Here is a 13,153-nt window from a genome sequence, read left to right as displayed (position 1 = left end):
CACTACCAAAAGCCACTACTACTGCTATGAAGAGAATATCACCTACAAACAAGCCTTACAAGTATATTCACAGAATTCGTTACCCTCCGTAACCAGTAGTAACCACATTTTTACTACTACATTTACGGAGGTTTTATTATGGACGAATCATTAAAAAGGCAGATTCATGAAGAGTGCAGGATCAGGAATCGATCTGAGGGCACTTGTAAGCAATACACATATCATATAGGTAAATTTCTGGAATGGACCGGAAACAAACCTTTCAATGAACTTACGCTTTATGATGCGCGAGAATATATCATAAAGAAGCGAAATGATGGTGTCACGCCGGAAAGCTGTAATGGCATTAATTCTGCGCTTGTTTTCTTCTACAGATACATTCTTCACATCACCTGGGACCTTGATATAGTTCCCCGAATGAAGAGAAACTGGACGTTACCCCAGGTTGCTTCCAGAGATGATATTGAAAAGCTGATTGATACTTCTACAAATATCAGAAACAAAGCAATCATCGCTCTTACCTATTCATCAGGTCTCAGAGTCGGTGAGGTTTGCAAGCTTGCTCCAACAGATATTTACATGTCTACCATGCAGGTTCATGTAAGAAATTCAAAGAATCATGGGGATCATTGGACCATTCTGTCTGAAAGAGCTCTGGAACTTCTCAAACAGTATTGGTATTCCTGTCCTGATCCACGTGATACTCTCTTTGTTACTCTCAGAAGGCCACATAAACCTTTGAAACCCGGAGCAATACAGACAATGCTCAAAAAAGTCGGAGCCGAAGCTGGTATCAAAATCCATCCCCACGTTCTTCGCCATTCCTTCGCAACACATCTCATTGAGGATGATACTAAGCGCGAGTATGTACAGTCCATGCTTGGACATAGGTCTCCCAATTCTACAGCAGTATATATAAACGTTACAAATAAATCTTTGATGGGTATAAAGAGTCCCCTGGACAGAAAAAAGAAATCCCCTCGCAAGGGCTCTTCTACCAGCGAAAAGTCTTCAAAAAAGAAGTCTGAGGGCAAGAAGGATGAGTAATGTAACTATACAGGATGTGTTTGAGCAGTTTCTTCCCACTATTGCTGACAGATCTTTTTCTGATGTGCAGCTCAATGCCATACGCTGTATCAGGAGTTGCCGGACTGCTGAGATGGGTGCACATGTCAGCGAGTGTGAATCCTGCCATTCAACTTACATCCACTATAATTCATGCAAGAACCGCCATTGTCCGATGTGTCAGGGCATGAACATAGATGAATGGATTGATCTGCGCCGTGAGGATGTGCTGGATGCCCCATATTTTCACACAGTATTTTCCATTCCAAGCCAACTTTATGCACTTGTGTATTCAAACCAGAAACTCCTATACGATGCTCTTTACCATGCAGCTAACAAAACACTCTCAGAATTATCAAAGGATCCCAAGCACTTTGGAGCCAGGATTGGTTACATCTGTGTTCTTCATACCTGGGGTTCCATGCTTAATTACCACCCACATCTGCATGTAATTGTTCTTGGCGGCGGGCTGGATAAAAACAATCACTGGAAAGACAAAGGCCATAAGTTTTTTCTTCCTGTAAAAGTCATGTCCCCTGTATTCAGGCGTTACTACTTAAGCGAGTTGAAGTTATTACATGACACAGGAAAACTCAAATATACCGGCCAATCATCCTATCTTAAAAACGATTATGAATTCAAGGAACTGATGAATAAGCTGTATGAAACGGACTGGATTGTCTATTCAAAGAGGACATTTGCTGGTGCACAGGAAGTTTTCCAGTATCTTGGAAAATATACTCATCGCATTGCCATCAGCAATCGTCGAATTGTAAATCTTTAGTTTGTCTTAATCAGTTTTAACTGAAATCTAATCAGCGAAATGAATCACTTCTACAGATTATAATGTCTTAATTTTCTCCACAACTTTTTTAAACTCATCATATCTAATTTGCTCAGAAAAGGTTTCATACCCTTATATTTTAATAGTTGAAACAAATAAGGAAAAGCCTTGTCATCAAGGCTTTTCCATTATAAAATCCATCTTTAGTTATCAGTTCTCGAATCGGCGGATTAACAAAAATATTGCGTCTTTGGGCTAACCTTCTAGGATGTCCAGTTTATCATCAATAGCTCTGGATACAAACTGGTTTATTGTGATTCCTTCATTGGCAGCATATAATGCAATTTTCTTGTGCTGTTCGGGTTTAATACGGACATTGAAGGAGCCTTTAAACTCACGCTCAGGCTCTTTACCAATCTTTTTGCAGTAATCCAGGTAATTATCTATACAGTCATGCATTGACTGGGTAAGCTCTTTTACCGATTCTCCATGAAAGTTCAGAGAATCATTGATTCCGAGAACATGACCGATAAAAATCTGATCTTCCTGGTCAAATTCTACCTTTGCATGATATCCGTTGTATTCCATCAGTGAACTTATCATTCTATCTCACCTACTTCCTTAAGAAATGCTATGACCATCTTTACATGATACCTGTACAGCTCATTGCCTGGGTGTGGACCGTCAAATTGAAGGATGCGCTTGGTTTCAACATGATAATAGCCTATTCCTGATCCTCTTCCGCCCTCGAACTTTTCGCAGCCACATTGCTTCATAAGTGCGTCCAGTTCTCTTATTGTAAAACTTGTCGGTGCGGGTTTTGACAGTATTTTTTCTAGTAATTTTGATTTCTTTGGCACAGTAATTCCTCTTGCAACTATTTTCTAGTTACAATATAACACTTTAGCCCTACCTCGTCAATTCCAACAGAGTAACAGCTAGCATTTCCTTATTTCATACATATCTTCATGTTTCAGATACAATACCTGATATGTCGGGATTATTAGTGTGTTCCATGGATCAGATATATATACTCCGCCTGTAGACGTTGCTGATTTCTTGAACTGGATCCATAGGTCATCTATCATATCTGACATGATGAAAAGTTTAAGATAAACTTTATCTGCTTCAGATTCGCCAATTTCGTAAAAACGTATCCCACCTACACAAGTAACATCTTCCAGAGTATATGACCGTAAATTTCTTTGCATTACAGGCCGGATGTTGTGTCCAAGGCAGGCTGCGCTGATAGCATCACTGGGCTCTTCGAAGCCCTGCATTATCCATGTGAAGCATATTGCGAGCAGTGTCATATCCGAATCACGGATACTGTCCACGTAATGTAAGGTGTTAACATCGTTTTCTGACAGTGAGAAAATGCCCTTGCCTATGATAGACATATATTTTGCGAATAAAAAGCAGTCAACCATATCATAAGAGTCATACTCTGCAGGCATAATACGGAAGAACTTCTTTATGCGCTCAAATGGATTATATACTACATTCTGCTGATTAAACCACGTGAAGAAACCCGCTTGAAAACAATCATATGTTTCCGGGCGTCGATCAACATACATTTTCGATATTATAGGCGTTTTATCTGCTTCTTTAGAAAGAATAGGTGAATAAAGATAACTTATATTTGAAGTGTACACTTTCCCATATTTTTCAAAAGATCTATTGATCACATCTGTATCATAAAAGTCATTTGGATTAGTCCTGCAGCAAGGAAGGGGTAATAAATAAGCATTAAATCCTGTCCCTTTCTCATACGGACTGCATCTGATTCCTTCTGCGTGATAGAAATTATGTTCAAAAACAAATCTCCCATTCGTCCCTGTTCCCGGGTGGAAAGGGCAGGTCTTTACATAATTGAACTGATGGATTATGCTATGATATCCATCTTTCAGGCATTTGGGGCATATTCGCATATGATATGTACCAAAATAAGATCTTGCAGTGTTATAATCCATATGCGCAAAGATTTCCATTTTGTCTATATACCACTGGGGCAAAATTTTATTAAGGCACTTGATTGTTTCTAAACTGTTTCTGCAATGTCCATCCATCTGAAATCCTTCTATATATTTCTTCTCGTTGGTCGCTTCAGCTCCAAGCATTTTGAGCGCATGTTTACTTGAACATATGTTGACCCTGCAAAAGTTTGCAAGAATGCTGAATATGGATTCATAAGGTCTCACCCATTCTTTATCCCATCTGTATTTTCTGGAAAAAAGTAAATCCTCTTTATTTAGTGTATTCATCATCTGATTCACCATAGCCCGAAAGCGCTACACAACTTTCAAGTTCCTTTCTCGTAGGGAATGCAATTGGACTGCTTCCCAGTTTTCCATGCATATTGAGGCAGATCACCATTGAATCTATGAAATATTTCATGGGAATATCTTCTGCCGCAATCCTCTTTTGAATCCTTACACTCTGAAATGCTTCCCAGAAGTCATTGCTGATATCAAAAAAGGTCTTACCATCTGCGTAAGGAAAATAAAAATCCACAAGTCCATCCGATAATATTTCATAGTCTGTCATGCAAACATGAAGTTTATCTACCGAAGCCATGCAGAACTGGAGCTCTTTGGGATCCTGTATACCAAAGAACTGGCTTTCATTGATCATGAAACGTCCAACTATCTGATCTTTGCCCTGAAGTTTAAAGGAATGCTTAAGATCCTTAAGTTCCCTTGTCCCGTACATGAACACAGATAACTGGATATCTTTTCCGCTAAGATTGTTATATAAATCCATAAGCCAGTAAAAATCCTTTTCCCTTAGTTTCCAGGCTTCATCAATGAACATGACTGCTTTCTTAAAGGGGGTCTCGTGAGCACGTAATATAAGCTCATTAAGAACTCGTTCTTTTAGTATTAGTGCAGTGCTGTATCTGGGACATTCATAGCCCATAGCCATAAGTATCGAGGCATAGAAGTTTCTCTCAGTTTCGGGGTGGTCAGTCACATTCCATATAATGACCATTTCACGGCTCCCATATTGATTTCTTATGGATTCAGCTACATAGTTCATGCACACCGTCTTGCCTATCCTGGCTCTTCCATAAGTAATACTCCCACAAGCTCCTATGCCGAGCCATGAATTGATTCTCCGTTCTTCATCAAGGATGCTCTTAGTCGGAAATACAAGCTTACGGGAAGTAAGATAGCGGATAGTCATCTGTGATATGAACTGTTCTGATATATTATTAGCTGATACAGCTTCTTTTGCAGAATACACGCATTAACCCTCCTTTCTGCTTTGGAACATCAACGTATAAAGGTCTTCCGGTGAAAGCCCCGCTTGAAACAGTTTGCAGCTCATGCACTCTAAGGGTGAAAGTCCATCTACCCCTTTATGGGGTGTGTTATTATACTCAGCTATGAGAACATCTATCAGTTCAGTCATCTGTTCATATGTGACATCATATTTTATTGCATTTTTTTCGGGGTTTTTTCTGACAGGATCTTTGGTATCTGACCCGGTTGTTGATGGCAGCATATGGAATCCTCTGGACTCTAGCGTTCCGAAAAATCTTTCAACAATTCCTCTTGTTTCGGGAGTTGCAACAGATCCATAGTTAACGCAGCAGCCAAGCTCATCTACAAGTTTTCCTACCGTGTATGCTGACAGATGCGATTTTGCATTATCCAGCATTATTGAATCAAAGACTGCATATTTGAAATCAGGAAACGCGATTGAATAGAAACCGCCATTAGATGGATACTGAAGTCCTTCGATGGTCAGATCCAGCAGAGTTTTCGGTATGATGGCATTTTTAATAGCATCCATGACATCATACTGGTCGTAATTAAATTCCTGAGAAAGGGAATATCCAAGGATACATCTTGTTGCTATATCTATCACGGCTATTAACCACGCCCTTGTAGCAACAACCTTGCTAACAGTGCCGTCTGTATTGGGTACATCAATTACATATTCGATATCTATGATGTGGCCGTCAATCTGTACTGTAGCAAAAGGAGCCACCGGATTGACTGTAAGCCTGTGCCCAATCCCTGTAGACGCAAGCTTCTGGGCAGTATTTTTATCAAATATTCTGGCATTTAAAGAAATGTTATCAGCTTCAAGTTTATGGACGTAGGCACACATGCTGACATATCCACGGTTTTCTGTAGTAAATGGGTACTGCCACTCTGTGATGCCAAGATTGCGGCATTCTTTAAGAAATAACCTGTGAAGTGATGTTATGTTCATGTTCCTGACAAGCGTATATTTCCTGTCACCAAAATAACACCCTATTATGAACTCTTTCAATTGAGGATACTTCTCCAGAAGCTGATCAAACTCTCTGCCATGTCCTGATCTCGTTTCTCTAAAGGGTTTACTTCCTGTTAAAAGGCCATGATATCCAAGAATATTCCCTGCATCATTTGAAGAAAGACATCTTTCTATCAGCGATACCATCCTCGAACCGGGGATACCTGTCATTTCAGTAATCTTTTTTACAGATTCGCCATCTATGTACATATCTACAGCCTGCTTATTTAGCATATACCTACTTCTTTTAGATTCAGGGACAGTACTGATAAGCGGTTCAGCCCACATGCTCCTTGCCTGGCGGAGTTCTTCGATATTATATTTTTTATTAGCCAATGGAGATCACCTCCGTATCTGCAGAGATGCAGTCTGTATTCATATTGCTCAGTGTGACCAATCCTCTATAGTACAGATCTGAAATATAATCCAGCGCTCTGTACTTTTCTAGGCGCCCCATCTTTTCAAGTTCACCGATACATATATGCCTTTTTGCCTGGATAAAACTTAGGAAGATCCTGTCTGCATTTACTCCACAAGCTGTGAATCTTCTGGCCCTGGCTGCAAGAAGCGATATATTTCGGATATAGAAAGGTCCTATTTCAATATTCTTTTCGTTTCGGAATACAAAATTGACCTCATTCTGTAAGCACCACGCCGACTGGCAGGCAACCTTCGCATGATCCTTACTATCATCAGAACTGCAAAGATATGCAACACCTTGATATTCTTCTGTTCCGTCTTTATATTTTACCCATGCATTGAATAGAACCTTTGACTCCTTCCCTCCTATATAGACAGTAGTTTCCAAAGGATATTCACAGTACCACTCCACATCAGGATTCATCTCAAGAGTAAGAATATTCTCATATTCAAGGTTAGAAAATACTGCTACTCTTCTCCGAAGTTTTCTGCTGTGAAATACCCAATAGTTACTGCCATAGCTTGAACTTCTCAGCCTGAAAATAGGTTCCTCGTATCGATACATTTTTAGTGCACCTCCTATCGATAAAATTAAGTTTATATAACGATAATATTATCGGCATAATTATATCCTTGGCACTCATATTCGGCTTTTTACACTTTTATCTTTAAAATTACGGCTTTTTACAAAAATAGCTTAAATGGTACGGCTTTTTACGATTTTTAGCTTTAAAAATTTAACCTAAATGGAGAGTAATGTAAAATGTGAAAAAAAAGAAAGCCCATGGTTGTGAGCTTTCTCGTATATGTATATTTTACTGTTTTAGGTTAATCTGACAATAGGTAACATCATATTTATTGGTTTCAAGATTCTTTACACATGATCTTACTTTTTTTGTGCATATCTCGCCCTTGGCGATTATCATGTATTTTCTTAAATCCATCTAATTTACCCTGCTTTATCTTTATACAACACTTCATACAAAAGGATATAAGATTACCAAAACTACCCCACATATTATTCCCACTGCAAGTCCCGTAAAATGACCTATTGAATCTATCTTTTTGGAAGTTGTCATGAGTGCAAGAACAACAATAGTTGGAATCATCGAGCGTAACCCGGAAAGACCCATGACAGAAAAAGCTATCACCATATATATTCCAAGAAGGCCACAGATGACACCGGATGCCCCGATGCTTACAGTAAAAGGTGAACTCTTTTTGTGGATTCTTGCTGATATGTAACCGCCTGCCAGCATAATAAGTACATAACAAGCCGCATACAGTCTTGATTTAAGAGCATGTTCAAGAATCCTGCCTATGTTGTACAGGGAGTACATGTTGCAGATAAGATGCAGAAATTCCTTCTGCGTAAATGCACTTGTGATGACCCTATAGTACTGCTTTTCCTGCACCGTATTGATATAGGATGATCCAAGCGCATATGTATCGAGCTTTTTCATATTGATAAGCAAAAATACTATTATGTTTATTCCAATTATCCCGTATGTTACAGGATAGCTCAAAATATCAAGATTACCGTTCATCGTAATTCCTTGTACAAACATTCTTTTCTTAAGTATTACTCTAAGTAACAGTAATTTTAATTTACCAACTTTTTACTAAAAGCCACAAGTACGTGTACTATTAAGGAATAACTCTACGTATATCAACAACATTGTCAAAGTACATTGGTTTACAAACAATGCCTTGAGCTTCATCATATGCCACAACGATTAGGCCATTACCAATATAAATTCCGACTCTATTTCTATAGCAAATGATATCTCCTTCCTTCATAGAGTCTAAATCTACGGCTATTCCAGCAGTACATAAACCGGCAACAGATCCAAATCCTCGTAAATTGTATCCAAAGTGTTCATATACAAGCATAACAAATCCTGGTGAATCAGTACCGTTAGTTAATGAATTACCGCCATATACGTAGGGACAGATGCCCACAAATCCTAATGCATACGATACGATCTGTCTTCCAAGGTCATTTCCGCTATCCTGGTCATCAGTGTCCTGCCCATCTTCTTTTAGCGTGGGAGGTGTTTTTATAATCAGCTTGATTTTAGCTTTTTTGCCTTTGTACTTGATTGTAATAATAGTTGTTCCTGCCTTTTTGCAGGAAATGATACCCTTTTTATTTACTACGGCAATCTTCTTTTTTGATGAAGAGAACTTAACACTACTTGGCTTGAGAACCTTTTTTCCTTGCTTGACTACAAGCTGAATCTGGTCGTCTTTTAGGGCTTCTTTCTTTAAGTTTTTTCCATAAGAAAGATTGACCGTATATTTATCATTAGCCTTTTGGGCATAAACTGGACTTGCAGGAATAAAACCAACTAGCAAAATCATAATAAAAAATATAAACAAAGCTCTAGTGATTTTCATAAGAAATGACCTCCCTAACATGCCATCTGCCTCTCTATATGAATTATTCTAGACTAAGTTTGGGTGTGCAATTATAAAAAATCTCTTAATAAAAAAGGTGCTATCGCTCTAGATGATCATCTTGAGCGAGGCACCATTTGCTTTTTAGCGGGTAGATAAAATCAGCATTTCATTGGACCAAATTTTTACTCATAACTTTTCGCTATGATCTCAAAACGCGGAAGCGTCAGTGAGACATAACCATGTTGTGATGACATAAGTAGTCCTCTTTTTATAAGACGGTCACGATATCTTGAAAAAACACTCGATGACATATTCAGCTTTTTACAAATATCACTAACCTTTGTATTTTCTTTTTTTATAGAAAGAATTACATCTTTATCCTGCTTTGACAAACTCATCCATATCTTTTTGTAGACAAAATCATCAAGCATATCATCAAGTTTGGATAAAATAGCATCCAGCTCCATTTCATCACGATACTCATAATATAAAAGCCCTAATGCCTGAAAGGCAAAGGCATATCCTTTTGTAATCTTTGCAAGGTTTCTAGCCTGCTCCTCTCCCAGTTGAAAAATCTCTGCATATTGCTTAAAAATCTGATGAAGGCTTAAAGGTTCCAATTGAATCTTAGGAGTACGCAATAAAAATGTCAGTGCCGGATCATTCTGTATTGCATAAATGTTTTCATATAAACCTGTCATAATTAGGAATACCGGATAATTTTTTCTAACAAATATTTGAAACTGACTGGCAAAATGGCGCATATTGTCATCATGTAACACCTCATCTATAGTAATAACAACTTTTTTATTATGCTTTTTGAAGGATGATAAAATCTCATCGATTATGCTCACACTATCTTTTGGTGAATCGTTTCCATCTACCCCAATTCCAAAGCCAGCGATTGAAATGCTAAAACCTTGTTTGAAAATATTAGGAAATCTTTTACACGAATCTAAAAGTCTCATCGCACAATCATCTATCAGATCCTGAGTTGAATTTAAGTCAATCACTACCCAGTCCTTGTCTTTTCCAAGTTCATTAGTTATAGAAGTCATAAGAACCGTTTTCCCGCTCCCCCTGATTCCCTCAATCAGATACGCCTGGCTGACTGGATTATCCGCTTCAAATGTACTTATAACTGTGTCTGTATTTTCATATCGTGAAATATACTCATTCGGTTGTTTCCCAAATGTAAGTGTAAATGGATTGTCCTTTTTCATAAGATGCTTTTCCTTTCATAAATCTTCATAATTTATTATACTTTCATAAATCTTCATAATTCAACTCTATTTTCATAATTCTTCATAATTGAAAAGAACTCAAGGCAGCTACAGATGCAACCGCAGCAGCTAAGGCAGCTAAGGCTGACGCTGACAAGAAGTCTGATGGTTCTACAACAGGTAAGGCTCCCGCAGCCGGAACAGAACTTAAGGATGCTACAACAGGTAAAGAAACCGGTTATGTAGTAACAAATCCTGAGAAGTTCGAAGTATCCTTCAAGGGAACAGCCGACATGTCCGGAACATGTGCAATTCCTGCAACAGTTAAGGATTCTGCTGGTAACGAGTACAAGGTAACTTCTATCGCAGCTAATGCATTTGCAGATTCTGATGTTACTCAGATCAACATTACTGGAAACATCACAAGCATCGATCCTAAGGCATTCGCAAACAGTAAGGTTAAGTACATCTCTGTTAAGGATGCTAAGCTTACAAAGGATGCATTCAAGTCACTCCTTAAGGCTAAGAAGGGAACACAGATCAAGATTACCGGTAAGAACAAGAAGACCAACATCAAGAACCTCAAGAAGTCAAAGGCTTACAAGAAGGGTAGAGTTAAACTTGTTAAGAAGTTCAACAAAAAGACAAGTAAGAAAAAGTAATAATTAAGGTCTTAAACGGACTGTCGAAAACAATTTAGTATAAGCATTATCTAATATTTTAGTCGGAGGGCTGGTATCAATTTGGTACCAGCTCTCTATTATGTATCACTAATTTATTTACACATAAGTCATGGAGTATTCGGTGAACATATTTAGAGCGGAATGTTTTCCATATTTCTTAATCGGCAGGATGCCTGTCATGTATGCCAGTGCAATATAGCTTTTATCTTTGATAAGGTCACGTAAAAAATCAAGATATGTAATCTGACCGTTCTTATCTTCCGGAAATTCTCTGAAAACAGCGTCCCACTCATCTATAACAATTACAAGCTGCCACTTGTTCTCAGCATAAGCATCTTCAATTGTCTGTATCAGATCTTTTTCATCAAAATAATCGGCATCGGGATACTTTTTCATGAGCTCTCTCGAAACCAGGCGCTGCATTTTTTCAAGCCCTTCATCTACGGAGTTTGTCTTCTTAAAAAACTTGGTCATGACTATGCGGATAACATCAAAACTGCCTAAATATTCATCCCATCTGTCTTTACCGGAGGCTGCCGAATTCTTTGACAGCTGTACTTTTTCAAATAAATCCCGGCTATCGGCTTCCCTGTCATAGTATGCACATATCATATCTGCCGCCATGGTCTTACCAAATCTGCGGGGGCGAGATACACTTACATACTTCTGTTTAGTCTTTACAACAGTATTCAGATAAGCTATCAGTTCGGATTTATCAACATAAATCTCTGAATTCACGGCTTCTTCGTATGAACTTTTACCGGGGTTTAAATATATTCCCATGTGTTATCTCCATAAGTAGGCATAATAATATTACAAATCCAGTATTTTAGGACTTTGATTTGATATTGATTTTATTATATCCTACATGGCAATTACAAACAATCAATCGGATATACTGCAGCAGTGCCACGCAAATTGTGAATTGACATCGTGCGTAATATCTATTATTATGATTTCTCGTCAGAAAACCATACCGGTTTCCGGGAGTATCTCCCATTTTTTCCATTGATTGTTTGTAGATGCGATGTAGGATATAATGAAAATAACGATATATTTTGATTATTTCTGTTTTCACAACCTTGTATGGTTTTCTGGTAGATGCTAAGAAAATGTACAAGGAGGAAAATTTGAGTAACAAATTAACAGTAAACAGCAAACATAAGGATACAGTTTTCAGGATGCTTTTTAACAGCAAAAAGGAACTGCTTTCCTTATACAATGCCGTAAATGGCACAAATTATGACAATGTGGATGATCTGGAGATCAACACACTTGAGGAAGGTGTTTTCATCAAGATGAAGAATGATATATCCTTCGTCTTCGGATTTGAAATGAGTCTGTATGAGCACCAGTCCACGAAATGTGGAAATATCTGTCTGAGATTCCTGTTTTATGAATCCGATTTGCTGGCCGGTATCGTTGCAAAAGAGGATATTTATAAGTCATCGGTTATCAAGATTCCGGTACCCAGATTTGTGGTTTTCTACAATGGCACAGGGATGACTGAAGACATTGAAACAGTAAGGCTTTCGGATCAATTTGAAAAAAAGGTAGCCACACCGGAACTCGAGCTGACTGCCACGATCATCAACATCAACGAAAACCATAATCCTAAGATCATGGAAGCCTGCAAGAGCCTTAGGGATTATTCAATTTTCGTAGGCAGGATCAGGCGATATGCTGCTGTTCCTGACACAACCATTGAGGATGCTGTTGTAAAATCAATTGATGAGTGCATATCTGAAGGAATCCTGGAGGATTTTCTTAGGAAGAATCGAGCGGAGGTTAAGCACATGAGTATATTTGAATATAACGAAGAGCTTCATGAAAAATCCATACGCGAAGAAGCTGCTGAGGAATATAATAAAATCATCGCTGAGAAGGATGCTGAGATTGCTGAAAAGGATACAGCACTTGCTGAAAAGGATGCACGAATAGCTGAACTTGAAGCCTTGCTCGCAGCGAAGAAGTAGACCACGATATACATCTAGATCCCAATGAGTGGCTGCATCTTATTCAGGAGTGTTGTAATAGTGGTATGCCTGATCACCAGTGGTGCGTGGCGAACAATATCACAAGCCACAAACTTAATATCGTATATGTTGATATAGTCTCAGAACCTGTCAGGTCTTCTTTCAATCCCCAACTCACACCTAAATGTAGTAACTCTGCAACTATAGACATAGCAATTAATGAATTCCCCCTTCACTGAAACTGGTTGGAAAAACTGGGAAAAATGTGAAAACTGTGAAAAGTGTGCACATTTTTTACAAGTTCTATTGTCT

General features: G+C 38.4%; 14 protein-coding genes and 1 pseudogene. 4 read left to right on the top strand and 11 right to left on the bottom strand.

Features of this window, described 5'->3' with window-relative positions; translation table 11 throughout:
• Window positions 1–138 precede the first annotated feature (138 nt).
• Both BV60_RS0100260 and BV60_RS0100255 read left to right on the top strand, forming a co-directional pair.
• Window positions 139–1,047 (top strand): tyrosine-type recombinase/integrase, encoded by a 909-nt coding sequence (locus BV60_RS0100260; protein ID WP_051656391.1) that lies wholly within the window; start codon window positions 139–141, stop codon window positions 1,045–1,047.
• Window positions 1,040–1,846: pseudogene (locus BV60_RS0100255) on the top strand (IS91 family transposase); the annotation flags it as partial. The gene BV60_RS0100260 and the pseudogene BV60_RS0100255, both read left to right, overlap by 8 nt.
• A gap of 258 nt (window positions 1,847–2,104) precedes the next feature.
• On the opposite strand, the gene BV60_RS0100250 reads toward BV60_RS0100255, so the two are convergent.
• From BV60_RS0100250 to BV60_RS0100205, 10 genes are all read right to left on the bottom strand, one after another.
• A complete protein-coding gene (locus BV60_RS0100250; protein WP_029318835.1) occupies window positions 2,105–2,452 on the bottom strand; it encodes a type II toxin-antitoxin system HicB family antitoxin in 348 nt (115 codons plus the stop codon).
• Complete coding sequence (locus tag BV60_RS0100245; RefSeq protein ID WP_013282470.1) at window positions 2,449–2,709, bottom strand: type II toxin-antitoxin system HicA family toxin; 261 nt, start codon at window positions 2,707–2,709, stop codon at window positions 2,449–2,451. Before BV60_RS0100245 ends, BV60_RS0100250 begins: the two co-directional genes overlap by 4 nt.
• Before the next feature lie 78 nt (window positions 2,710–2,787).
• Complete coding sequence (locus tag BV60_RS0100240; protein WP_156035890.1) at window positions 2,788–4,116, bottom strand: hypothetical protein; 1,329 nt, start codon at window positions 4,114–4,116, stop codon at window positions 2,788–2,790.
• A complete protein-coding gene (locus tag BV60_RS0100235) occupies window positions 4,097–5,095 on the bottom strand; it encodes an ATP-binding protein (RefSeq protein ID WP_029318833.1) in 999 nt (332 codons plus the stop codon). Before BV60_RS0100235 ends, BV60_RS0100240 begins: the two co-directional genes overlap by 20 nt.
• A gap of 3 nt (window positions 5,096–5,098) precedes the next feature.
• A complete protein-coding gene (locus BV60_RS0100230; RefSeq protein WP_051656390.1) occupies window positions 5,099–6,472 on the bottom strand; it encodes a DDE-type integrase/transposase/recombinase in 1,374 nt (457 codons plus the stop codon).
• Window positions 6,465–7,121, bottom strand: coding sequence for a hypothetical protein (locus BV60_RS21470; RefSeq protein ID WP_051656389.1), 657 nt, complete (start codon window positions 7,119–7,121; stop codon window positions 6,465–6,467). The genes BV60_RS0100230 and BV60_RS21470 overlap by 8 nt, the downstream gene beginning before the upstream one ends.
• Before the next feature lie 250 nt (window positions 7,122–7,371).
• Entirely contained in the window at window positions 7,372–7,500 is a 129-nt protein-coding gene (locus BV60_RS23945; RefSeq protein ID WP_255358065.1) for a hypothetical protein, read from the bottom strand.
• Window positions 7,501–7,533: 33 nt separating this feature from the next.
• Window positions 7,534–8,103 carry a rhomboid family intramembrane serine protease gene (locus BV60_RS0100215; RefSeq protein ID WP_029318830.1) on the bottom strand — a complete coding sequence of 190 codons (570 nt, stop codon included), beginning with the start codon at window positions 8,101–8,103 and terminating at the stop codon, window positions 7,534–7,536.
• Window positions 8,104–8,203: 100 nt separating this feature from the next.
• Window positions 8,204–8,956 (bottom strand): C40 family peptidase, encoded by a 753-nt coding sequence (locus BV60_RS21465; RefSeq protein ID WP_051656388.1) that lies wholly within the window; start codon window positions 8,954–8,956, stop codon window positions 8,204–8,206.
• A gap of 185 nt (window positions 8,957–9,141) precedes the next feature.
• Window positions 9,142–10,182: an AAA family ATPase gene (locus tag BV60_RS0100205; protein WP_029318828.1), complete on the bottom strand. Its 1,041-nt coding sequence runs from the start codon at window positions 10,180–10,182 to the stop codon at window positions 9,142–9,144.
• A gap of 293 nt (window positions 10,183–10,475) precedes the next feature.
• Here BV60_RS0100205 and BV60_RS0100200 point away from each other — a divergent pair, with 293 nt between their 5' ends.
• Complete coding sequence (locus BV60_RS0100200) at window positions 10,476–10,844, top strand: leucine-rich repeat protein (RefSeq protein ID WP_029318827.1); 369 nt, start codon at window positions 10,476–10,478, stop codon at window positions 10,842–10,844.
• A 117-nt stretch (window positions 10,845–10,961) separates the two neighbouring features.
• On the opposite strand, the gene BV60_RS0100195 is transcribed toward BV60_RS0100200, so the two are convergent.
• Window positions 10,962–11,648 (bottom strand): AAA family ATPase, encoded by a 687-nt coding sequence (locus BV60_RS0100195; RefSeq protein ID WP_051656387.1) that lies wholly within the window; start codon window positions 11,646–11,648, stop codon window positions 10,962–10,964.
• Window positions 11,649–11,995: 347 nt separating this feature from the next.
• On the opposite strand from BV60_RS0100195, the gene BV60_RS0100190 reads away from it, so the two are divergent.
• Window positions 11,996–12,841 carry a hypothetical protein gene (locus tag BV60_RS0100190; RefSeq protein ID WP_051656386.1) on the top strand — a complete coding sequence of 282 codons (846 nt, stop codon included), beginning with the start codon at window positions 11,996–11,998 and terminating at the stop codon, window positions 12,839–12,841.
• Window positions 12,842–13,153 lie beyond the last annotated feature (312 nt).

It is taken from the genome of Butyrivibrio sp. AE3004 (genome assembly GCF_000703165.1).
Classification (GTDB): domain Bacteria; phylum Bacillota; class Clostridia; order Lachnospirales; family Lachnospiraceae; genus Butyrivibrio.
Note: the sequence above shows the minus strand (reverse complement) of the source record. Positions and strands in the feature narration are given on the sequence as shown.

Coding starts and splice junctions, on each gene's coding strand:
- BV60_RS0100215 (WP_029318830.1), bottom strand. CDS start 8,103: ATGAACGGTAATCTTGATATTTTGAGCTATCCTGTAACATACGGGATA.
- BV60_RS0100260 (WP_051656391.1), top strand. CDS start 139: ATGGACGAATCATTAAAAAGGCAGATTCATGAAGAGTGCAGGATCAGG.
- BV60_RS0100240 (WP_156035890.1), bottom strand. CDS start 4,116: ATGATGAATACACTAAATAAAGAGGATTTACTTTTTTCCAGAAAATAC.
- BV60_RS21470 (WP_051656389.1), bottom strand. CDS start 7,121: ATGTATCGATACGAGGAACCTATTTTCAGGCTGAGAAGTTCAAGCTAT.
- BV60_RS0100250 (WP_029318835.1), bottom strand. CDS start 2,452: ATGATAAGTTCACTGATGGAATACAACGGATATCATGCAAAGGTAGAA.
- BV60_RS23945 (WP_255358065.1), bottom strand. CDS start 7,500: ATGGATTTAAGAAAATACATGATAATCGCCAAGGGCGAGATATGCACA.
- BV60_RS0100200 (WP_029318827.1), top strand. CDS start 10,476: ATGTCCGGAACATGTGCAATTCCTGCAACAGTTAAGGATTCTGCTGGT.
- BV60_RS21465 (WP_051656388.1), bottom strand. CDS start 8,956: ATGAAAATCACTAGAGCTTTGTTTATATTTTTTATTATGATTTTGCTA.
- BV60_RS0100205 (WP_029318828.1), bottom strand. CDS start 10,182: ATGAAAAAGGACAATCCATTTACACTTACATTTGGGAAACAACCGAAT.
- BV60_RS0100195 (WP_051656387.1), bottom strand. CDS start 11,648: ATGGGAATATATTTAAACCCCGGTAAAAGTTCATACGAAGAAGCCGTG.